At 70.4% G+C, this 22729-nt stretch carries 18 protein-coding genes; 11 read left to right on the top strand and 7 right to left on the bottom strand.

Features of this window, described 5'->3' with window-relative positions:
- Positions 1-224 precede the first annotated feature (224 nt).
- Positions 225-908 carry a TetR family transcriptional regulator gene (locus Manayef4_RS01190; RefSeq protein WP_070130352.1) on the bottom strand — a complete coding sequence of 228 codons (684 nt, stop codon included), beginning with the start codon at positions 906-908 and terminating at the stop codon, positions 225-227.
- Between the two features lie 84 nt (positions 909-992).
- On the opposite strand from Manayef4_RS01190, the gene Manayef4_RS01185 reads away from it, so the two are divergent.
- The 5 genes from Manayef4_RS01185 to Manayef4_RS01160 all read left to right on the top strand — a co-directional run bounded on the left by Manayef4_RS01185 (position 993) and on the right by Manayef4_RS01160 (position 6052).
- Positions 993-1835: a 3-hydroxybutyryl-CoA dehydrogenase gene (locus Manayef4_RS01185; RefSeq protein ID WP_035909043.1), complete on the top strand. Its 843-nt coding sequence runs from the start codon at positions 993-995 to the stop codon at positions 1833-1835.
- An 83-nt stretch (positions 1836-1918) separates the two neighbouring features.
- On the top strand, positions 1919-3082 hold the full coding sequence (locus Manayef4_RS01180; protein WP_011435988.1) for an acyl-CoA dehydrogenase family protein: 1164 nt from the start codon (positions 1919-1921) through the stop codon (positions 3080-3082).
- A gap of 531 nt (positions 3083-3613) precedes the next feature.
- A complete protein-coding gene (locus Manayef4_RS01170; RefSeq protein WP_070130425.1) occupies positions 3614-4531 on the top strand; it encodes an NADP-dependent oxidoreductase in 918 nt (305 codons plus the stop codon).
- A 101-nt stretch (positions 4532-4632) separates the two neighbouring features.
- Positions 4633-5313, top strand: a complete 681-nt coding sequence (locus Manayef4_RS01165; protein ID WP_051868682.1) for a GNAT family N-acetyltransferase — start codon at positions 4633-4635, stop codon at positions 5311-5313.
- Between the two features lie 199 nt (positions 5314-5512).
- Complete coding sequence (locus Manayef4_RS01160) at positions 5513-6052, top strand: pyridoxamine 5'-phosphate oxidase family protein (protein ID WP_070130351.1); 540 nt, start codon at positions 5513-5515, stop codon at positions 6050-6052.
- A 28-nt stretch (positions 6053-6080) separates the two neighbouring features.
- Here the strand turns inward: Manayef4_RS01160 and Manayef4_RS01155 are convergent, their stop codons facing one another.
- On the bottom strand, positions 6081-6401 hold the full coding sequence (locus Manayef4_RS01155) for an alcohol dehydrogenase catalytic domain-containing protein (protein WP_217494079.1): 321 nt from the start codon (positions 6399-6401) through the stop codon (positions 6081-6083).
- A 909-nt stretch (positions 6402-7310) separates the two neighbouring features.
- On the opposite strand from Manayef4_RS01155, the gene Manayef4_RS01150 reads away from it, so the two are divergent.
- Positions 7311-7637 (top strand): LuxR C-terminal-related transcriptional regulator, encoded by a 327-nt coding sequence (locus Manayef4_RS01150; protein ID WP_254665400.1) that lies wholly within the window; start codon positions 7311-7313, stop codon positions 7635-7637.
- A 26-nt stretch (positions 7638-7663) separates the two neighbouring features.
- Positions 7664-7909 (top strand): hypothetical protein, encoded by a 246-nt coding sequence (locus Manayef4_RS01145; protein ID WP_011435981.1) that lies wholly within the window; start codon positions 7664-7666, stop codon positions 7907-7909.
- A gap of 93 nt (positions 7910-8002) precedes the next feature.
- On the opposite strand, the gene Manayef4_RS01140 is transcribed toward Manayef4_RS01145, so the two are convergent.
- Positions 8003-8707, bottom strand: coding sequence for an FCD domain-containing protein (locus tag Manayef4_RS01140; RefSeq protein ID WP_070130348.1), 705 nt, complete (start codon positions 8705-8707; stop codon positions 8003-8005).
- 289 nt (positions 8708-8996) lie between these two features.
- Here Manayef4_RS01140 and Manayef4_RS01135 point away from each other — a divergent pair, with 289 nt between their 5' ends.
- Positions 8997-9677, top strand: a complete 681-nt coding sequence (locus Manayef4_RS01135) for a class I SAM-dependent methyltransferase (RefSeq protein WP_235186908.1) — start codon at positions 8997-8999, stop codon at positions 9675-9677.
- A 50-nt stretch (positions 9678-9727) separates the two neighbouring features.
- Here Manayef4_RS01135 and Manayef4_RS01130 read toward each other — a convergent pair whose 3' ends face one another.
- On the bottom strand, positions 9728-11188 hold the full coding sequence (locus tag Manayef4_RS01130) for an N-acetylmuramoyl-L-alanine amidase (RefSeq protein ID WP_011435978.1): 1461 nt from the start codon (positions 11186-11188) through the stop codon (positions 9728-9730).
- Between the two features lie 206 nt (positions 11189-11394).
- Here Manayef4_RS01130 and Manayef4_RS01125 point away from each other — a divergent pair, with 206 nt between their 5' ends.
- Positions 11395-11856 carry a ChaB family protein gene (locus Manayef4_RS01125; protein WP_083282224.1) on the top strand — a complete coding sequence of 154 codons (462 nt, stop codon included), beginning with the start codon at positions 11395-11397 and terminating at the stop codon, positions 11854-11856.
- Between the two features lie 66 nt (positions 11857-11922).
- Here Manayef4_RS01125 and Manayef4_RS01120 read toward each other — a convergent pair whose 3' ends face one another.
- The 3 genes from Manayef4_RS01120 to Manayef4_RS01110 form a co-directional block, all read right to left on the bottom strand.
- The gene (locus Manayef4_RS01120; protein WP_254665399.1) at positions 11923-14649 is read right to left on the bottom strand and encodes an MMPL family transporter; all 2727 of its coding nucleotides are present in this window, start codon (positions 14647-14649) and stop codon (positions 11923-11925) included.
- A 549-nt stretch (positions 14650-15198) separates the two neighbouring features.
- Positions 15199-16254, bottom strand: coding sequence for a LuxR C-terminal-related transcriptional regulator (locus Manayef4_RS01115; protein ID WP_254665408.1), 1056 nt, complete (start codon positions 16252-16254; stop codon positions 15199-15201).
- Positions 16255-16471: 217 nt separating this feature from the next.
- Complete coding sequence (locus tag Manayef4_RS01110) at positions 16472-20203, bottom strand: TM0106 family RecB-like putative nuclease (protein ID WP_070130346.1); 3732 nt, start codon at positions 20201-20203, stop codon at positions 16472-16474.
- 957 nt (positions 20204-21160) lie between these two features.
- On the opposite strand from Manayef4_RS01110, the gene Manayef4_RS01105 reads away from it, so the two are divergent.
- Complete coding sequence (locus tag Manayef4_RS01105; RefSeq protein WP_175443288.1) at positions 21161-22060, top strand: isocitrate lyase/PEP mutase family protein; 900 nt, start codon at positions 21161-21163, stop codon at positions 22058-22060.
- Positions 22061-22149: 89 nt separating this feature from the next.
- The coding region (locus Manayef4_RS01100; protein WP_254665398.1) for a substrate-binding domain-containing protein at positions 22150-22729 on the top strand (580 nt) is incomplete at its 3' end.

Below are 22729 nucleotides of genomic sequence, written 5' to 3'. Positions count from 1 at the left end.
CCTCGGGGTGGGACAAGACGATCTCCAGCTTCGGATGGGGTAGCAGGGTAACGGACCGAGCGGGGCAACGAGCAGAGCAGCCGGGCGGGCGGTGTCCGCCCCGGACCGTGTGCCCATCCTGCCCTTCGGTCGATCGCCACCGTTCCCCGGCGCGGTCCGGGGCGTCCCCTTCCGTGACCAGTACCGCGAAGTAGGTCCGCCGGCATCCCTTTCAGACACCCTCGCTAGCTCAAGGGGCGCCGCTGTTCCTCTTCAAGTGCCCGACGCAGCCGGGTGACCACGGCGTCCACGCCGGCGGAGGTGCGGAATATGACAACGGCTGWCCCGGCTTCAGCAGGTGTTTCGAGATGCTCGAGCGCCACCTCCATCGCACGGTTGAACTCCTCGCCGGGGGAGGTGGTCTCGCCTCGGAGCCAGCGTCGGAGCACATGGTTGTGGGCGGTGACGATGGCCGCGGACACCAACTCGGCACGCAGGGCGCCGTCGGGCGCGTTGCCCATCCAGTCGCGCAGGAACCTGGCGAACAGGCGCTGATACTGCCGGATGCCGGCCACCTCGCGGGCGCGCAGTGTAGGGACGGTGCTGGTCAGGCGGTAGCGGGCGCGGGCGAGCTCGCCCTCGGCGAGGTAGTGCTGCAGCACTATGCGGGCGGCCTCCGCGAGAGCGAGCCCGCGGGTCTCTGGAGCGGCGGTCGCAAGCCGGGCTTCGATGTGGCCGAGCAGCACGTCGTGCTCGGGAAAGATCACGTCCTCCTTGGACCGGTAGATCCGGAAGAACGTCGTCCGACCGACGCCCGCGCGTTGCGCGATGTCGTCGACCGTCGTGCCCTCGAAGCCACGCTCCTCGAAGAGCTCGAACGCCGCCGCGACGAGCCTGTCCTTGGCCAAGCGGGCCGGCTGCTGCTCCACGGCACCGAAATTACTTGGTGGTACGTAGTTCCACAACTATGATACTGCGTACCAACACCGTGGAGGAGGAGCCAGGTGAACGCCATCAACAAGGTCGGTATCGTCGGCTGTGGCCTGATGGGTGCCGGGATCGCCGAGGTCTGCGCCCGTGCCGGCAAGGACGTGGTCGTCGTGGAGATGACCACGCCCGCCGTGACCGCGGGACGGCAGCGCCTGGAGACATCACTGTCCCGCGCGGAGAGCCGCGGCAAGGTGGCCAGCGCCGCGGAAGTACTCGAACGCATCCAGGTCGTCGAGGACATCGAGGCCCTGGCCGACCGCGGCCTCGTGGTGGAGGCGATCGTCGAGGACGAGACCGCCAAGTCCACGCTGTTCAAGCGACTCGACGAGGTCGTCAAGGACCCGGACGCGGTGCTGGCCTCCAACACCTCCTCCATTCCGATCATGAAGCTCGCCGTGGCCACCGAACGGCCCACCCATGTCCTGGGTATCCACTTCTTCAACCCGGTCCCGGTGCTGTCCCTGGTCGAACTGGTGCCGAGCCTGCTGACCGACCCGGAGACGACCGAGCGGGCGCGGGCGTTCGTGCAGGACGATCTGGGCAAGCACGCCATCGACTGCCAGGACCGGGCGGGCTTCGTGGTCAACGCCCTGCTGATCCCGTTCGTGCTCTCGGCGATCCGGATGCTGGAGTCCGGGTTCGCCACGGCCGAGGACATCGACCAGGGACTGGTCCGTGGTGCCGCCCACCCGCAAGGACCGCTGGCGCTGGCTGACCTGATCGGGCTGGACACCACCAAGGCAGTGGCCGAGTCGCTGTACGAGGAGTTCAAGGAACCCCTCTATGCGCCGCCGCCGCTRCTGGCCCGCATGGTCGACGCCGGCCTGCTGGGTCGCAAGACCGGCCGCGGCTTCTACACCTACTGAGCGCCCTACACCTACTGAGCGCCTTAGTAACTCTTCTGCACCTACTGAGCGCCCTGGCAAGCGACCTAGTGAGCGAGGAACCCATGACCGCCACCGACTTCGACCTGTACCGACTCAGCGACGAGCACCTCGAGTTGCGCGACGCCGTGCGCACCCTGGCCTACGACAAGATCGCGCCGTACGCCGCCGACGTCGACGCCCACAGCCGGTTCCCGCAGGAGGCCTACGACGCGCTGGTGGCCTCCGACTTCCACGCGCCCCACGTCCCTGTCGAATACGACGGCGTCGGCGCCGACGCGCTCGCCACCTGCATCGTCATCGAGGAGGTCGCCCGCGTCTGCGCGTCCTCCTCGCTGATCCCCGCCGTGAACAAGCTCGGCAGCCTCCCGCTCATCCTCGGCGGCACCGACGACCTGAAACAGCGATACCTCCCACCGCTGGCCCGCGGCGAGGCCGCCTTCTCCTACGGCCTCTCCGAACGTGAGGCCGGCTCCGACACCGCTGCGATGAAGACCCGCGCCGTCCGCGACGGCGACCACTGGGTGCTCTCCGGGCAGAAGTCCTGGATCACCAACGCGGGGATCTCCGAGTACTACACCGTGCTCGCCGTCACCGACCCCGACGGCCGACGCGGCGCCAACATCAGCGCTTTCATCGTGGAGAGCTCCGACCCGGGCTTCTCCGTCGGCAGCCCGGAGAAGAAGCTGGGCATCAAGGGCTCTCCGACCCGCGAGCTGCTCTTCGACGACTGCCGAATTCCCGAGGATCGTCTCATCGGCGAGCTCGGTCACGGCCTCCGGCTGGCGCTGCGTACTCTCGACCACACTCGGGTGACCATCGGTGCACAAGCCATCGGCATCGCCCAGGGCGCACTCGACCTCGCCCTGAACTACGTCAAGGAGCGCAAGCAGTTCGGCAAGCGCATCGCGGACTTCCAGGGGATCCAGTTCATGCTTGCCGACATGGCCATGGCGCTGGAGGCCGCGCGCCAGATGGTGTATGTCGCCGCCGCCAAGTCCGAGCGGGGGGACGCCGACCTCACGTTCTTCGGCGCCGCCGCCAAGTGTCTGGCGTCGGACACCGCCATGCAGGTGACCACCGACGCCGTACAGCTACTCGGCGGCTACGGCTACACCCAGGACTTCCCCGCCGAACGGCTCATGCGGGACGCCAAGATCACCCAGATCTACGAAGGTACCAACCAGATCCAGCGCATCGTCATGGCCCGCCAGCTCCTCGCCGGCTAACTCCGCTGGCCCTACCTGGAGGGAGTTAGCAGGCTTATGGGAGTCACCGGGTCGGCTGTAGGGCAGGCTCGGTGCCGGTAGCCACCGGCGGGGTCGTGGCCGTGAGCGCAGAACCGGCCCCGCCAGGTCACCCCCGCCGAGCAGGTGCGGTCCTACGAGTTACTCACCGAGCAGTGGCTGCGCCGGACGTGAGTCGGCCGGGTTCGCACCTGTCCAGGCCTTTCTCGGCCTCCCAGGTCACCCCGGCCTTTCCCGGCCTCCCCCGGCCTCCCCCAGCCTTCTTCGATCTTCTTCGGCCCTTCTTCGACGTCGAACAGAACCAGAATTCGACTATCGGCCTGACCTCGGCGGTGGCCGCCGCCGTCCCGGTGCCGGCCACCGCCGGAAGGTGACGGCCCGCCCCGGTGTTGTAGGTGATCGCGGTCGGCGTTGACGCCTGCCGCGGACATCGCGGACATCGCGGAGGTCTCGACGCGGTGGGACAGCCGCGGCGGGACGGCCAGGGAAACGGCGAAGGGAACGGTGGTTGTGGTGCCGAAGGCTTACGTCTACAACGACCACGGCGGTCCGGAGGTGGAGGCGTTCGCTGACCTCCCGATCCCGGTGGCCGGGCCGGGTCAGCTCACGATCGCGGTACGCGCCGCCGGGGTCAACCCCGTGGACTGGAAGCTGCGGGGCGGCCTGCGGCTGCCGGCCGCCCCGCCGGCCGTGTTTCCGGTCGTGCTCGGAGTGGAGGCCTCCGGCGTGGTGACGCAGGTGGGCCCGGACGTCAACGGATTCGCCGTCGGCGACGAGGTGTTCGGCAGCGCGCCGGGCGGTGGCTACGCCGAGTACACGGTGCTGACCRCCAGGGAGAGCGCGCGCAAGCCGGCCGCGGTGTCCTTCGTGGCCGCGGCGACGCTTCCGGTCGCGGCGGCGACCGCCTACGACGGCGTGCACCAGCTGGCCCTGCCGCCCGGCGCCACCCTGCTGATCATYGGTGTGGGTGGCGGCGTGGGAGTGGCCGCCGCGCAGATCGCCCGGCATGCGGGCCTGACGGTCGTCGGCACCGCGAGCGCCGGCAAGAAGGACTTCGTCGAGGCCCTCGGCGTGGCGCACGTCGAGCCGGGCCCCGATGTCGCGGACCGGGTGCGGGCCGCCGCGTCCCGGGGGGTCGACGGAATCTACGATCTCGTCGGGGGCGAGACGCTGGACGACGTCGTCGAGGTCCTCGCGGACCGGTCGAAGCTCGTCACGGCCTTGTCTGGGGCGAGCGACCGGTACGGCGGGACGACGGTCCAGCGGGCCCGGGACAGCCGCGTGCTCGACGCGGTCGCCCAGCTGGTCGTGGACGACGCGCTGGACCCGCTCGTGACCGCGACCTTCCCGCTGGACCAGGCCCCGGCGGCGCTGCGCGCGGTGGAGAACGGCCACGCCCGCGGCAAGATCGTGATCAAGGTCGCCGCGTGACCGAGCTTGCCGTTCCCCGACAGCACGCCCCCGGGCGGCACGCCCCCGGGCGGCCGGGACCCGACCGGCCGGAGCCCGGGCGGCACGCGACCGGCCAGCATGTGCTGAACAACCCCGTCCGTTCCTCCCTCCTGGGTCCGCACGCGCATTTCGCCGAGCGGGTCGGTGACGTGCTGCGCTACCCGGTCGGCGTGTCACCGTTCGTCGCCCTGCCGGACGTGCCCGACGAGAGCACCTGGCGCAACGTCGCGGCGCTGCTCGGYCCGGGCGCGATCGCGCCGTTCACCGGCATCGACGCTTCCCCGCCGCCCGGCTGGGGGGATGCGATCTTCGACGGCGCGCAGCTCGTAGACGAGGGGGTCGACGCGCTCCCGGACGAGGAGGCCGTGCGGCTGGGGACCGCGGACGTGCCGGAGATGCTCGCGCTGGCCGAACGCACCAAACCCGGGCCGTTCCTGCCTCGCACGATCGAGCTCGGCACGTACCTCGGCATCCGGCGGGACGGCACGCTGGTGGCGATGGCCGGGGAACGGCTGCACCCGCCCGGCTGGACCGAGATCAGCGCCGTCTGCACGGACGCGGACCACCGGGGCCAGGGCCTCGCGACCCGGCTCGTCCGCGCGGTCGCCGCGGGCATCCGGGCCCGCGGGGAGACACCGTTCCTGCACGCCGCGGCGACCAACACGAACGCGATCCGGCTCTACGAGTCGCTCGGGTTCCGGCTGCGGCGTGAGGTGACGTTCCGCGCCGCGCGGATACCGGACATCGAGCCGGCCGCGTGACCACCGCCCGGCCGCGTAACCACCGTCCCGGCCGGCCGGCGAACGCCTTCCCCGCGGACCGGTGCGGACCACCGGCAGGCCATCCCCCGGTCGGACGACCCGCGCCGGCGCGACGACCGGCCCTGCCCGCGGTCGCCCCGTCCGACTACCGTCCAGAAGTGGAGGTACGTCGACTACCCAGAACGAGGGGGRTGACGCGATGACCCCGCCGAACGCGGGCGCGCCGGCGCTCGTCACCGTGGCTTCACCGACCGATCGGACCGAGCTGGCCATGCCCACGACGCAGACACCGACCCAGACCAGCGGGACCAGCATCAGGGTGGCGTTCGCCTTCGACCATGCCGGTGGCGGGGTGCTGTCCCCCGCAACCTGCCTGTGGCTGCTCGGGAACGAGCAGCTCGGCCGGGTGGCGTTCCGGGCGGATGGGGAGGTCCTCGTGCTGCCGGTGAACTACGTGATGGWCGGGGAGGCGGTGGCCTTCCGGACGGCCGTGGGCTCGAAGCTGACCGCCGCGATCGAGGAGGACGCGGTTGGTTTCGAGGTCGACGGGCGCGATCCGGCGTCCCGCAGCGGCTGGAGCGTCCTGATCAATGGGAAGGCCGTGTCCGTCACCGACCCGGGCACGCTGGCCAGGCTTGAGCAGACGGGACTCAAGCCCTGGGCGGACCGCATCGAGCATCCGCACTGGGTACGGATCCTGCCCGAGTCGATGACCGGCCGGGCCGTCATCCACTCCTGACCCGCCGGCTCGAGCGGAAACCCGCGTTTCAGCGCATCACGAGACCATCGTCGATCACCACCGACTGCCTGGTAGCGTCACCGCGCGCCGCCCGGTCGCCCACGGCGACCGAGCCGACACCATCGCCCACGTCGACCACGGTGCCGCCTAGCTCGTGTCCCAGGACGAGGGGGATCGACAGGCCGGTCAGCGGATGCGGCTCGGCGTGGAAGAGGATGGGGCCGGCGTAGTGCTCGTGCAGGTCGCTGCCACAGATCCCGTTGTGGGCGACGCGAAGTTTGACGTGCCCCGGCCGGCACCCCGGTTCGGGGACCTCCTSGACCTTGACGTCCTCGCGATCTCGGTACACGGCTGCGCGCATGATCGAGGGGGCGGCGGGCCGACGCGGGCCGGCGGGCTCGGGTCGGGTCGGGTAGCTCCGACCGGGTGGCTCCAGCCGGATGTGGCTCCGATCGGGTAACTCCGACCGGGTGGTTCCGACCGGGTGGCTCCGACCGGGTGTGACCGCGGCCGCCATGGCCAGCCTGGCCTATTCCTACCGTCCACCCGCGCAGATTCCCGTGCATCCGCGCACATCATCCGCCGCCGTCCCATCTATTAACCCAGCCGGCTCATCGGATAACTCCCGAGGCCGTTTCCGCTGCCCACCATCAACCCGCTGACGTGCGGGTTTCCGCCGACCTCCAGGAATCTCCTTCGCACCCCCTCAAACCGAGGGGGACCTTGGTGCGGCGACGTGACATGACGCACCCGAAGGAGCCCCTTTCGGGGTAGCATTCAAGACTACCCTCGAACCTTCCGACTGGGGGGAGCAGTATGTTCTCACCCATGGGAGCGACACCATTGACGACCGGCCGGGGCAAGGAGATAACCTTTTCGATGTAGCCGGCAGCGGCCATCCGACGAAGACGGACGGCCAGCCTGGAGCGGAGCCGACGTGGCGGTGTGTCCACTTCACCCGCGATCGGATCATGGAAGGCATCGCACAAAGGTGGTGTACGGCTGATCCCGGGACCGACCACCCCTTCATGAATACACCGGTACGCGCCTGATTGGCCGGGGGCGCCCAGCCGGAGGTAGCCGGGTTATCGACGTGGATAGGGAGAGGAGCATAATGGGCCCAGTGGCATCGGATTCGATCCCGATGCAGGTGCGCCTGCACCGGACGATGACCCCCRCCGGCTTTGACCACGCACCGGGACCATTCGTCGCCGATGGACAGCCGCCCGACTCTCGCACGCAGCGGGAGCGGGTCCGTTTGGCCCAGATCGAGCTACTGGAGCTGAGCGCCCAGATGACGGCCCCCCATCTCCGGCGGCAGATCCTGCACATCTACTCCCTGCTGCGCAACGAACCGGTCGTCACGCCCGGCCCGCCGAAGCCGCCGCCCTTCCGCCTCACCCTGCGGGAGATGGAGGTGCTGACCCTCGTGGCCACCGGCTGCTCCAACGTCGAGGCGGCGGAGCACCTCACGATCCGCGCCGAGACCGTGAAGACCTACATGCGCAGCATCATGCGCAAGATGGGGGTCCGTAACCGTACGGCAGCCGTGCACGCCGCCCGGCAGAGCGGCCTGCTGGACTGAACCCGACCCGTGGACCGAGGCGGCCCGTGGACCCCGGCGGCGCCGGGGCCCGCGGCTCATCCGCCTACGGACACCCCAACGCCGCCGTCAGGTCGGCGGCGTTGAGCTGGCGCAGCACGGAGCAGCAGGCGTACGCCCCGCTGCGGACCACGTGGTCGACGGCGGCCGGCGAGCTGACCGAGGACATCCTGGCGCTCAAGACGGCGGTGCACGACTCCAACGGCTCGTTCCAGCAGACCGAGCAGGCCATCACCAGGACGTTCACGGTCTGAGGCACGGGGCCCCACCCCGCGCGCCCGGCCAGCCGGCCACTATCGCCGGGCAGACGATGCGCGAGGGTGGCGGCATGGACCCGGCCGGACGGCTCACCAGCCGAGGAGATCATCCGGCTGGTCGCGGAGGTAGCGGGCCATCGCGTCCTCGTGCTCGCGGCACAGCATGGCGGCGGTGTCGGCATCGCCRTCCCGCACCGCCTCCGCGATCCACCGACACTGCTCCCAGGCCAGGGCGACGCTGTCGGGGTCGAGCAGGAACGGCCGCGAGGTCGGATACCGCGACAGCGAACCGAGCACGTCCTCGAAGAGCTGAAGGGTGGGGCTGYGGGCGATCTCGGCGAGCAGCACGCCCCACTGCGCCCGGGCCYGGGCGTGGTCGCGGGCGTCCCCACCGGCGTCGGCGTCAACGAAGGTCAGCAGCCGACCCCGCTCGGCCGGATCCGGATTGAGCGCGGCGAGCCGGGCGCACTCTGTGGTGATGAGGGCGTGGGTCGCGCTGAGGTCGGCGAACGAGGCCCGACGGGTGCGCAGGAAGACCGACGCCATGTGGGCGACCCCGGCCGCGTCCGGCCGCTGTCCGTACAGACCGCCGTGATGACCCCGGCGGACGGTGAGGATCCCCTCGGCCTGCAACAGCCGCACCGCCTGACGCAGCGACGGCCGGYTGACGCCGAGCCGGGCCAGCAGCTCGTTCTCCTGGCCAAGGTACAGGTCGCCGTCCTGCCGGCTGAGAATCTCCTCCCGCAGGACATGGGCGACCGCCGTCGCTGTGCTCACCGCGGCCACCCGTTTCATGCGTCCCTCCTCCCGAGCGTCCCTCCTCCCGAACGTGACGCCTCCCGAGACATGACGCGAACAACATCATACTTTCAGGTACCTGTGAGTTTCAGGTACCGAAGGCAACACCGTCGGCGAGATCGACGCCGACAGCGGGACGAGCGGGAGCGAACGCCGGCGTACAGGGCGCCACGAGGCCCAAGGGGCGGAGTACGGGGCGGACCTGCGGGGTGACGCACGATGTGCGGACCCGCCGGAAGCGGTGCTGCGCGGCCGGGCCCGATCGTATGATTGTTCAATGAATGAGATGCCTATCTCATATTATGAGACACCCAGCTGGGATCCCGGGACCTACGACGGGGAGCGCCGCCGGCTCGTCCCCTCCTTCGACCTGCTGTACGGATCGGTCGGCGACCTGGTGGCACGCCAGGGTGGCGCCCGACCGGCGGTGCTCGACCTCGGCGCGGGCACCGGTCTGCTGGCCGCCGCGGTCGTCGCGGCCGTCCCCGACGTCCGGTTGCACCTGTTCGACCGCGCCGCGCCGATGCTGGCCAAGGCCCAGGCGCGGCTGTCCGGCGGCCCGGTCGAGGCCGTCACCGTCGCGGACCTCGCATCCGCCCTGCCTCCCGGCCCGTTCAACGCGGTCGTCTCGGCGCTGGCCATCCACCACCTCGACGACCCCGGCAAGCGCGACCTGTTCCGCCGGGTGCGCGACGTCCTGCGGCCGGGTGGGCTGTTCGTCAACCTCGAGCAGGTCAACGGCCCAACCGCCGCCCTGACCCGGCAGTACGAGGACATGCACGAACGGCAGGCCCGGGCGGCGGGTTCGGACGACGCCGAGTGGGAGGCCGCGTTGCGGCGGATGTCCTTCGATCGGTGCGCGCCGCTCGCCGACCAGCTCGACTGGCTGGCCGACGCCGGATTCGCGCCGGTCGACTGYGTCGTCAAGCACGGCAGGTTCGCGGTCTATGCCGGCTGGCGCCCCTGAATCCGTCCACGGCCCACCCCGTCGCCCGGCGGGGCACCAGCCGGTGAGCCTCACATCAGCTGCCGGGCGACGTCCGTCCGCACACCTGCCAGGGCGGTGTAGGCCGTGCCGCCCGGACATTCGGTGGCCATCCAGTCGCGGTGCCCGCTGACGGCCGGGACGGTACGACGCCTGCCACTCACCGGATTGACGTAGTGGACGGTGCCGAGCGGGTCGAGATGATGCGCTCCGGTCAACGCGAGCAGCACCAGGACGAGCGTGCGACGGGCGGCGGCGGTGGGGATGCGCGTCCGCAGGTCACCGAGCAGCGCGACGCCGACGTTGCCGGCGTTGAAGTCCGCCACATGCGCGCCCGTCACCACGTAGCCGTCCTCCCGGTGGCCGGGAACGCTGTCCGTTCCCGACCACCGGCCCTCGTAGAGCGTGCCCGCCTCGTCGATGAGGAGGTGGTACCCGATGTCCGACCATCCCCGCTCGACCGTGTGGAAGTGGTAGATCGCCCGCACGGTGGCGGCGGGGTTCGGATCGTCGTTGGGCGTCACCGTGTGATGAACCGTGACCACCTGGCCCGGGTGGTACGTCGGTTTCCAACCGCTGCCGGACGAGGGGGACAGCCGTAGCGACTCGTCCGCGCCCCACGCGGCCCGGGGCAGGTAGCGCAGGTCAAGCGTCGCCGGCAGCCGGACGGGGGCGACCGGCGCGGCGGGGACCGCCGACACCCCGGACGCGGTCGCGACCCGGGGCGGCGGCGACGACCTGGGCGCGGCGAAGAGCCCCGGCGACCAGGCGGCGCGGGAAGCCGAAGGCGCGGAAAGGGCGGCGCGGGAAGCCGAGATCGCGGAAAGGGCGGCATAGGCGGACACAATGGGGGCCGTCAACCGCTGCAACGGCCCCGACGTCGTGTTCAGGGCGGTGGACGTCACGGACGTCGCGCCGGGTGGCAACCACAGTTCGTAGCCGGTCGCGCGGTGCGCGGCGACCAGCACGGCGGCGCTCCTCCCCCCGGCCGGCGAATCGTCCCGCTCCGCCGGACAGCCGACCGCCAGCGGCCGCCATGCGTCGAACCCACCCCCCGGCTGGCGCAGCCGGATCTCGGCGCCCCGAGAAACGGCACCGCCGGCATCGGCGGTCCCGGCGGTCCCCGTGCCGGCACCCCCGGAACCGGCCCTGCCATCCGCCGCGCGATCGTTCCCGTCACGTGTCCATCGGACCGCCACGTAACCGATGTCGAAATCCGACGTCGCGGGCCCCGCTCCCCTCGTCACGGCGGCCAGGGTCCGGGGCACGAGCACGACACGCGTCCCCGGCGCCGAGAGGGCCCGCGCTTCCGCACCGGGTCGGGCCCCCGCGTCCGCTGGCCCGGCCGGGCCAGCGGACGCGCTGCTCGGCGCGGCGGCGAGCAGCGCCTCCGCCCCTCCACCCAGACCGGCACCGGCGAGACCGAGAATTCCGCGCCGGGACAGACCGGGCTCACGGCGACGCCGACGAAACGGGTCAGCGGCATGGGACATGAGGCGTCCTTCGGGTCGTCATGGTCGAGACATTGGCACGCTACGGTAGCCGATGCCTCACTCTTTGCATCAAGGCGCCAAGAGATCCACCACGGGCCACGAGCTACCCGGCGGCAACGGGGACGGGAATACGTCCCGGCATCGAGGGAAGGTCCATAAGCATCCGCTCGGGAGGACCTGAGCATCCGTTCGGGAGGAGGAGTGCCATGGTCGGGAAGAAGCCGCGGACCGACAAGACCGACAAGAAGGCGCAGGCCGACGAGATGCGGGACGACGTTCCGTCCACCATCACCCGCTCCGACGATCAGGCCATCCGCACCTGGAAGAAGACCCACGACTCGGCGGTGGAAACCTACGGTGAGGGTGCGCGTGCCCACCGTGCGGCCTTTGCCGCGCTCAAGCACACCCACGAGAAGGTGGGGGACCGTTGGYGGCCGAAGAGTCGGCCCGGTCCCTCCGACGATCAGGCCGCCAAGCCGACGCCCGCCTCCCGGCACAGCGGGCCGACCGCCGAGGGCGTGGAYGCGAACGCCTCGCTGACACACCTGCGCGCRCTCGCCCGTGAGCTCGACATCCCCGGCCGCTCGACGATGTCGAGGGACGATCTCGTCGATGCGATCAAGAAGGCCAACCGCAGGCGGACCGCGCAAGCCCGCGGCGGCGGGTAGGAGTCGTCAGCTCCCGAGGCTACCGGCCAAGGCCGAGATTGGCGTTTACTACCTAATGCGTACTACCTATGCGCTTTCGACGCGGATGTCGTCGAGTGCGAAACCCCGGATACCCATCATGGCCGGTAAGGGCCCACCGTCCGCGCGCCGCCGCGGGCGCAGGTAGTAGTGCCAGGTCGGGGCCGGCCCGACCGGCGGCCGGGCCCCTCGGGTAGGTTCTCCCCGCCCCCGCCGATAAATGATCTTCGTCGTCATGCGGTTGCCGGGGTCGGAGTGTCCCCCGGGGTCGGGGGGTCCCCCGGGCCCCGGGTCCCCCGCGTGCGAGGCCRCTTCGTCGCCGCCCTCCCGCAGGCTGAACCGCGCGTGCAGACGGCGCAGCGGCTCGGGAGCCCACCAGTTGTAGTCGCCCGCCAGGGCCATGAACGCCGGGACGAGGATCGCTCGAACGAGGGTCACGTCGAGCACGATCGACACGGTCAGCCCGATACCCACCAATTTGATCATGCTGATGTCCGACGCGGACAGCGCAACCATGACCACGATGAGAGCGAGCGCCACACTCGTGATCAGTGGACCGGTCGTCCCCAGCCCACGGGCGACGGAATCGCGGTTGTCTCCCGTCCGCAGGTACTCCTCGCGGATGCGGGCGAGCAGGAAGATCTCGTAGTCCATGCTGAGCCCGAACGCGATGAAGAACATCAGGACCGGGCTGGTCATCTCCAGCGTGCCCGACACCTGGAAGTCGCCGACCAGACCGGTCAGGTGTCCGTCCTGAAAGACGAACGCCAGCAGCCCGACGGTKGCAGCGAGGTTCAGCGTGTTGAGGAACATCGCCTTCAGCGGAAGGAGCACGCTGCCGGTGAACAGGAACAGCAGGATGAAGGTCGCCGTCATCACGACGGCGAAGGCCGGCGGCAGACTCCGCTTGATGGAATGCGAGGTGTCGAGGAAGTGCGGCGCGAGTCCGCCGATGAGGACGCCGAACGGCGCCGGTGCCGCCCGCAGCCTCCGCACCAGGTCCTTCGCCGACTCGGACAGCGGAGACCTGTCGGTCTGCCACACCGACAGCCAGGCGCCGCGGTGCGTTCCGACGTACCTCATCGCAGTCTTCGGCACCACACCGACCCGCTCGCCCCGCAGGAAGCTGCCGGTGACGGTGTCGATGCGGGCAACGCCCGGCAGCGCGGACAGGCGGGTCGCGTAGTCGGTCAGCTTCTCGGCGCTCCCCGGGTCCCGCGCGTCCACTCCGKGCACCACGATCGGAATCTGGCAGGACAGGCAGACGACGAAGTCCTCCCGCATCGCGTCGTTGACGACGTGAGCCTCCGCGGTCGCCGGCAGGACCGTGTCGTCGGCCAGCGCGAGGTCGAGGTGGCGCAGCGGGGCGGCACACAGCACCAACACGAAGATCGCGACCCCACCGAAGAACACCGGGTGGCGCATGACCCGCCGCGCCAGCGCCGACCAGCCGCGGCCAGCCGCCGAGGCCCCCACGCGGTGGCCACCGGACCGCCGGCGACCCGAGGGGCGTGACCCCGAGCGTCTCAGGGAGCGTCTCAGGCGCGACAACGCCAGCCGGACGTTGCCGCGCTCGATGCGGTCACCGAGCACCATCAGCGCCGCGGGCAGCACGAGCAGTGCGGCCACCTCCGATGCGACGACGAYGATGATGCCGGCGAAGGCGAACGAACGCAGGTAATAGATCGGGAAGACCAGCGCGGCCGTCAGGGACAGCGCCACCGTCACCCCGGAGAAGAACACCGTGYGCCCGGCGGTCTCCAGCGTCCGGCGCAGCGCCGCCGCCGGGAGCAGCCCGCGGTCCCGTTCGTCCCGAAAACGTCGCAAGATGAACAGGCTGTAATCGACCGCGAGACCGAATCCGAGGGCAGTCGTCAGGTTCACCGAGAAGACCGACACGTCGGTGAGCGTGGCCRCCAGCCGCAGCAGCGCGAGACTCGACACCACCGACACCACGCCGACCAGGACCGGAAGCAGGGCGGCCAGGACCGTGCCGAAGGCGTAGAGCAGCACGAGGAACACCAGCGGAGCGGAGATCTGCTCACCGTGCGCCAGGTCGACACGGCTGCGCTCGGTCACATCACGCATGACCGCGGGCGCCCCGCCGAACCGGACCTGGACCCCCGGACCATCGTGGGCGTACCGGTCGTGCAGGGCGTTCAGGCGGTGCTGGATGCGGTCCTCGGAACCGGTGAGCCGGAACACGATCAGGGCCGACCGGCCGTCCTTCGCACGCAGCAGCGGGCTCGCCTCGTTGGGCCCGCCCGGCCAGTACGACAGCACCGAGGTCACCCCCGGCTCCGCGGCGATCCGCCCGGTGAGCTCCCGGCCCAGGCGGGCGGCGATCGGCCCGTCGATACCCGGGGCCGACGTCAGCATGATGGCGACGTCGGGGGGCGCGTCCGGGAACTCCTCGTCGAGCAGCCRCTCAGCCCGCGTCGACGGATCGCCCGGTGCGTAGAAACCACCGGTGGCGAGCTGGTCGTAGATTCCGGCATTCCACGGCAGCAGCACGACCACCAGCAGGCAGGCGGCGGCGAGTACCCTTCCCCGGTACACGACGGCCGCGTCAGCCACCATCGTGAACAGCGAACGGGGTGGTGCGCCGGTGGAGCCCGCCGACGCGGGGCCGCGGTCGGCCCAGCCCTCGTCCCGTCCGTGCGACCCCTCGTCCCGTCCGTGCGACCCCTCGTCCCGTCCGTGCGACAACGCGGCATACGTCACCCGATCGGGTCGGGATTCGCGCTGCTGCGCCGGATCAGCGAACGACGGCATGACGCTCCTTCGAGGATCTCCCGTGCCGATGGATCTCGTAACGGCCGGACGGTGGCCGCCAGCGACCACACGTCCGGGCATGGAGCACCGCATGGAGCACTGCGAGGAAGTCCCGAGCTTCCGCCTCGAAAGTAGACCCGCCTGGGGTCCCGGTTCCGAACTACCCTCGCCCGGAGGCAGAAGTGTAGCGGGAACCCGGCCACGATCGATATTCGGCCGCCGAAAGCAGGGCAACTGGAAGAATCTTCGAGGATAGGCTGCCGCCGCGGCGTAGGAGGAGTGGGCGGGAATGCCGGGAACAATCCCAAAGGTAGTAGGGCAATGCCTCAGGTCCAGCCTGAGCCTCGGCTCGCCGGCCGGGCGGCCCCGCCACTCCTGCCCGMACAACGTGAAAACGCCGCTATGGCACCGATGGCAGGCCACATCGACCCGCGGTCGAGATCCTCGTACACCGGCGCCGGGAATATACGGCGGGGTCGAATGGCCGTGACTGCCAGACCGGCAGCCACGGCCACACCCCCGGCAGGGGTCCGGTGCGGACCCCTGAGATCAGGGCAGCATTCCCATCTGGCGCGCGGCGTGTACCGCGGCCGTCCGGTTACGGACACCGAGCTTGCGCATGATGCTGCGCAGGTACGCCTTCACCGTCTCGGGCGAGACCGTCAGCCGGCGGGCCGTCTCGACGTTGGACAATCCCAACGAGACCTGGGCAAGCACCTCCAACTCGCGCGGGGTCAGCGTCAGCCGTCCGACCGTCTTCGTTTCCTCGGCGAGCAGCCCGCGCAGCAGCTCGGACACCCCGCCGATGCGACCACGCAGAAACGGATCGGCGACATGCTCGGTGACCTCCTGAAGCTCCCGATAGGCCAGCCGCAGGCTCTCCCGGGGCAGACCCGGCATCCGCGGAAACGGGACGGCCCCCGGCACCCCGCCCTGGATCGGCACCTGCACCCGCCCCTCGACCGGCACCCCGCCCTGAACGGGCACCCGCCCCTCGACCGGCACCCGCCCCTCGACCGGCACCCCGCCCTGAACGGGCACCCGCCCCTCGACCGGCACCCCGCCCTGAACGGGCACCCGCCCCTCGACCGGCACCCGCCCCTCGACCGGCACCCGCCCCTGGACCGGTACCCGCCCCTGGACCGGTACCGACGGCACTCTCGACCGCGGCCCCCCACTGACGAGACCGAGTTCGCGCTCCATCAACCGGGCCACCGCCATGRCCGCGTGAATAGCCGACTCATCGAATGACAGATCCGGTTCGACAGCGGCGTACAGTACCGCGGCCACCGCGCCGTCCTCGCACACCGGCACCGCCATGATCGCACCGAGACCGGTGTCGTCGATCTCCGCGGMGGTGGATCGCAGCGCTCTTCGCGCGGCAGCTCRATCGTTGATGACGACCGGCCGGCAATGCTTGACGACCTGACCACCGATGCCCATCCCGGACGGGATCTCGACACCGATCAGCCCGGCCGGCCCCGGCCCGTCCACGTTGGTGATGGTCAGGGTGCGGGAATGGAGTGCGACCATTCCCCCGAAAGTAATGTGTGCACCCGATGAGGCCCGCAGGCGCACGAGCGCCCGAGGCAGAACAGTTTGCATACGGCTAGGAATAGCCAGTGTAAGAGTCATGAGCATCCCCTTCCCCAACCTGCCCAGACGTCGCGAATCCTAGCACCGGCTTTACAATAAGCACAAACAAATACCGACGAAACGGACTTTACATATCTGCATGAGAGTCGGGGGCCGCGGGCGCGTAGTGGACTCCGTGGCTTCATCGCCACCACCCACCAGGTTCCGGCAACGTACCAGGAAAGTGTCAGGAATGTATCGGGGAGYGCACGGCGAGCAGGTCCGTTCGGGCCATGACACGCAGCCGGGCTAACCCGGCGAGGAGCTGAAGTTCGGCGACCGAACGGGGAGAGCTGTCGAGCAGCGCCGGTGACATGACCAGCGCCGCCGCCACCTGGGCCCGGGAGATCGCGACGTTGAGYCGGTTGCGGGAGAGCAGGAAGTCCAGCCCCCGCGGCGCCTGGGCCGAGCTGGACGTGGTGAGCGAGGTGATGACGACGGCTGCCTCCTGGCCCTGGAAACGGTCCACCGTCCCGACCCGCACCCCGGGCAGGCCCGCCTTGCCCAGCGCGTGCTCGACCGCCCGCACCTGCCGGTTGTAGGGGGCGACGACGAGCAGGTCACTGCCGAGGAGCGGGCGCGGGGGCCCGCCGTCGACGAGGGTACGACCGAGCAGGTGGCGAACGATGTCACGGATCACGGCCACCTCCTCGTCCGACCGGGTGCCGTTGTCGTGATGCTCGACGTCGTGCAGGTACAGCCCGGCCGGCACACCCGCCACGGCGCGCGTCCCGGCCACCGGATGYGCGTGCAGCAGCCCCCGGTACGCCAGCGCCGACACCGGCGCGCACACGGCCGGGTGCAGCCGGCGGGTCCGGTCGAGGAAGTAGCCGAACTCGGGCGGGATCACCTCGGCGTCGCCGAGCAGATGCGACAGCGCCGATGCGTCCGCGCCGTCCGGATGGATGCCGGCCACCACCTGCGGCAGTTGCTGCGGATCGCCGAGGAGCACGAGGTTGCGGGCCGCGCCAGCCACCGCGAGGGTGTCCGCGAGCGCGAACTGCCCCGCCTCGTCGATGATCAGAACGTCGAAGGGGTCACCACGCAGCACCGGGTTCGCGAACGCCCAGGCGGTGTCCCCGACCAGGTGGCCCTCGGGGTGCTCCCGGCGCCACGCCGCGAGTGCCCGCAGATCCCGCGGACCATCCCAGGGCGGGAACATGCCCGAAGCCGCCGAAGCCGGCCTCGCCCCGGACCGCTGTTTCTTCGCGGCGGGCACCGCGGGGCGCCAGGCGGGCACGGCGTCCGCGGCCCGGGCGTCCGCGGCCCGGGCGTCCGCGGCCCGGGTATCCGCGGGCTTCGGGTCCGCCGGCGGCTGGCCGGTCGCGGCGAGCATCGCGTTCTCGATCGCCTTGTGACTGGTCGAGCAGACCCCGACCGTGCGCCCCTGCTCGACGAGATGGCGGATGAGCCTGCCGGCGAGGTAGGTCTTGCCCGCCCCCGGCGGCCCCTGCACGGCCAGGTAGGAGCCGTCGAGCATGCTCACCGCGGCGAGCACGGCGGCGATCTGGTCTCCGTCGTGCTCGCCGGGCGCCGGCAGGTCGTCCCGGCCGACCAGCCGCGGGGGGCGACGTCGCAGCAGGTCCAACGCGGGGTCCGCGGGCAGGTCCGGCAGGGCGTCGGCGGTCCGGCGGGCGAGGCCGCGGATCGCCGCCGGCTTGGGTTCCGGACGCACCGGCGATCCGGGCAGCACGGCGAGGGGCGGCCTGCGGGCCACGCCGTCGGGGGCGACGCTCTCCCGCAGCAGCAGCGTGTGCGGCTCGGCTCGCTCGACGACCGCGTCGGTGGTGGCGCCCTCGGCCCCGGGCGGTCCCGGGTAGAGCAGCCGCACCGCCTCGCCGCGGTCGAAGGGATGCGGACGGTCCGGATCGACGCGGGCCTGCAGCAGTCGACGACTCCGCCGCCGTCGCCCGGCCGGTTCGACCCAGTCCTCGACAACGGTCCAGCTCACCGGGACCGCGCAGTCGTCGGCCGATTCCAGCGTGGCGCGATCGGCGGTCAGCGCCGCGAAGTACGACCACCAGGCGGGCTTGTTCTCACGCCGGTGGTATCCGACGGCCGCGGCGAGCAGGGCGCGCGCCCGCTCGTCTCCCGTCCAGTCGGCCGGATCGTCGGGAAGGCCCGCGACGAGGGTGTCGACGAGCGCGTCGTCGGCGGCGTCGACGAGCGCGTCGTCGGCGGCGTCGGCAGCGGTGTCAACGGCGGCAGCGGTGTCGATCCGCGGCGTGCCGCCGTCGGCCCCCCGCAGGCCCAGTAGCCAGCGGTGCAGTCGGTGGGTCGACACGCAGTCGATCCGGTTGTAGTCGGCGATCTGAGCGAGGACGCGGTCGGCCGCGGCGAGCTCCCCGGCGGCGCGGTGTGCCAGGAAGCTCTCGTACGCCACGATGCTGTCGGTGGCGTTCTTCACCTCGGCCTGTCGGGCACCGGGCAGGAACAGCGGTTCGAGGTATTTGATCGAGTAGGACGGCTGGGAGATCCGCAGGCTGCGCCGGACCACGGCGTAGAGATCCACCAGCCGGTGCCCGGCGAGCAGATCGTCTACCTGCCGTTCCCGCGTGCCGTGTCGCGCGGCCAGCCGGCGCAACGCGTTCGGCTCGTAGGGCGCGTAATGGTAGATGTGCGCGCCGGGGTGCGCGCGCAACCGCTCCGTCGCCCAGTCGACGAAACGCTCGAACGCCTGCCGCTCCCCCGCCCGATCGTGTGCCCAGAACGCCCGGAAGAGCTCGCCGTCCGCGAGGGTGACCGCGCCGAACAGGTACTCCAGACCGGCGGCGTCCAGCGCGTACGGATCGCCCTCCATATCGAAGTAGATGTCACCGGGATCGGGCACCGGAAGGGCCGCGAGACCCTCCGGGCCGGTCATCCGGACGGTCACCGTCCCGACCGGGTCGTCCGCGGTACGCGTCGCATCCTGCCCGGCCTGCAGTTCCGCCTGAAGACGCAGTCCCGCGAACGTCGCCGGGGACATCGTCGCGGGCCGCTGGTCGTCGCGGGCCGCGGCGAGCTCCTCCACCGCGGTGATGCCGGCCGCGCGCAGCACCTGTCGCTGGTCGCCGCGCAGCCCGGCGACCAGCGACAGGTCGCGGGCCTCCGCCCGGCCGCGCGCGCAGTGCGCGCTGAACGCGCAGGTGGCGCAGGCCGACCGGGGCTCGGCCCAGGACGGTTCGGGAACCGCGGGGGCAGCCGCCAGCCGATCGGCGAGACGGCTGCGCGCGTGCCCGACCATCGGCACGACATCGTCGACCCGGAACGTGCGCACGACCCCGACCCCGACCCCGACCCCGAGCGCGGGCTCTGGCTCTGGCTCTGGCTCTGGAGCGGTGGCCCGCTGCGCGGGATGCAGCAGATGCATGAACCGCGGAACGGGTACGCCCACCGACGGTAAGGCCGCCGCGTAGGCGGCGAGCTGCAGCACGGCTCCCGGACTGGCGTGCCGGGCGAGCTTGGCGTCGTAGGGCTCGTAACGGCCCGCGACCGCGGGCCCGGTCGATGCGCCGGCGACCGGGTCGAGATGCGCCGCGATGAGGAAGTCGGGGCGCCCCTGGAACGCGCCGTCGAACAGCGCCCCCTGGTAGACGACGGGAACCCCGGCGGCCAACGCCTGGCGGGTCCGCTCGTGGGCCTGGGCCAGGGCGGCGAGCGTGGGGGCGGGCCGCTCGATCGCCACGACCCCGTCCGCGCCAAAACACCGGCGCAGATGCTCCAGCCAGCGTCGTTCGTGCGCCTCGCCGTGCCGCACGGCAGTGGTGTCCGCGGGGGTCAGGCGCACCCGGTCGATCCGGCGCGGCCCGTTCTCCGACGTCTCCCCGGTCACCAGCCCGGCGGCGAGCGCGTGCGCAAGCCCGACGCGATGCCCACACTCGACGACGTCGACAAGATCACTGGCGGAAACCACCCAGCGGTCCTCGAACCTGTGCACGACACCATCCCCATCTGGGCCATCCCGTTTCCATCCGGGCCATCCCGTTCGGTCCCGTGCCAATCCTCTCCCGATCCGGGTTCACGGTCCGGACCAACCCGGCCGGGCGTGCCCCGAAGGACTGAAGGTGGCCGGTGAGGGCGGCGACACCAGCCGGGCGTTGGGTACGCGCCCTGTCCGTCGCGCGGGACACCGAGGTGACGACGGCCATCGGCTGGGGCGTGCGGTCGGCCGCCGGGCCCGTGCCCGGCTCTACACGTGGACCCGTAACCACGAGCAGGCGAGAACTGCCCGGCACACCGCACGGTCGCGAGCGGTGAGCCACGCATGTACCAGCGTGGACGGAGCGGGACACAGTGCTCGTCCAGCGACAGCACAATCTTCAACCGATCGATTGTTAAGATCATAAGGATCGGGAATCCTGGGACTCCGCCTCCTCACGGACCAGAGCCCATGCAACCTAACCAAGGATGACATCACGATTGYGAACCGTACATGATTGCTACGCAAAAGCTTCAAATGCCCCAAAATTCCCAGCAAGCTAGCTGAGATCAAGATCGATAAAAGGGCTTGGCACCCAGTTAGGGAGATYTACGTCACACGCCCCCAGGCGACGCGCGACGCGCATCGACACCAATCCGGGAGTAGCGTACGTAAACATGATGGTTGACGATATGCCTCGGGAGCTCACTTCGGATCTTCATGATCTCACCGACCGGAGAAAAAGGATCAAGAAGATGACCGGAGCGCGGTCGGTGGTCGGTTCGTTGGGGTCGACGAATGAAAAGATCATCTTTGGCACCCCCAGGGGTCCGATCCCTTCCCCGCCCCGAACGCTGATCGACGGCGCCACCCTCCGGTATGTCACCGTCGGTCACGAGCAGGGTGCCGGGCCCGCAGCCGCGGGCGCCGTGATGGTCACCGGACAGCCGCTAGCTCCCAACGAAGATTTCATCTGTGCGGCTCGATGGAGCGCTACGCATACCACTCCAATGGTTAAAAGTYGAACTCTTCGACATCACAAACCGGGAAGGTAATCACGTGACACCCAGCTGGTTCTCGACCGATACTCCTGTACGTCTCGGAGTTGGCGTGTATGACGGCCCGTCCGCACGGCTGGCCGACAAGCACAACCCCGACTTCGTCTGGGTGAGCAGTTTCTGTGTGTCCGCCGCGCTGGGGGGCCTTCCCGATCTCGGGCTAATAGATTCCTCCGAGATGGCCAGTGTGGTACGGACCGTGGCGARGACGACGCGTCATCCGGTGGTTGTGGACATGGAATCCGGGTACGGAGGCCCGCGCAAGGTAGACCTGGCGGCGCGGACAATCTCCCAGGCCGGCGCGAGCGCGGTGTGCATCGAGGACAACACGCTGGACAAGTGGTCGATCCTGTACCCCGGTGAGCGGGACCTGGCCAGCGTGGAAGAACAGGAGAAATGCCTCCGCGCCACGCGCCGCGGGCTGGAGCCCAGCTGTTTCTTGATCGCCCGAACCGAAGCGTTGGTGGYCGGGCACGGCGTGGCCGAGGCCTTGAACCGCGCGAACCGCTAWGTGGATGCCGGCGCGGACGCGGTGTTTGTGCAAGCCACGCGACCCGACGGGGGCGAGGAACTTCTGGAATTCGGCCGGGGATGGGATCGGCGCACGCCGGTGTTCGTCGCACCAACCTGCTATCCAGCGCTCGGTGCCGAGGAGTACGCCAGGTCCGGTATCACACACTGGATCTTCGCGAACCAGCCCCTCCGATCTGTTGGGCGATGGAAGACACCGCCCAACAGATCGGAGAAGCTAGGACCGGCCCCGCTCCACAACTGGACGATCAGATCGCATCGGTGTCAGAGATCGGAGACCTCGTGAATGCGTACCCTCCCAGCCGCGATGATTCTCGCCGTGCTCGCCGCCGTTTTGAGCCTGACCGGCGCGGTCCTGGTCCACAAGGGGTGATCGTGCCGGATGTTGCCAACTGGGTTTTCCTYGAAGTCCTCAGGGGGGCCGAGGCGGTGCTGCGGGGGGCCGGACTGGACCTGTTGCTTTACAACCTCGGGGACGACTCGGGCCTCTTCGATGCGCTGTCACTGTGTGAGCGAGTCGATGCGGCGCTCGTCCTGTGTCCACCTCTCACTCCGGTCACTCCGACGGAGATCGAAATCCTGGGCTTCCTTCTTAAAGAACCAGTTGTTCTGGTCGGCGCGAGCGTGCCCGGTTTCCCCAGCGTGCGGGTCGATGACGTCGGCGGTGCCCGTACGGCGGTGCAGCACCTGATCAATCTGGGTCATCGGCGGATCGGGCTGATCTCGGGTGAGGCGRCCGGGGACGGATCAGATAATCGCGAGACGGCGCTTTCCACCGCTTCCGCGGATCGGCGGCGCGGGTATCGCGAGGCTCTCGCGGCTGCCGGTATCGAATGTGACCCGGGGTTGGAGGCGGTCGGGGGTTTTACCTGGCTGGGAGGCGAGCGGGCCATGGCTGAGCTGCTCTCGGTCGAGTCGCCGCCCACGGCGGTGTTCGTCGCGGACGACGAGATGG

The organism is Frankia sp. CgMI4, assembly GCF_001756285.1.
GTDB classification, from domain to species: Bacteria; Actinomycetota; Actinomycetes; order Frankiales; family Frankiaceae; genus Frankia; species Frankia casuarinae.
This window is presented reverse-complemented; position numbering and strand designations above follow the sequence as displayed.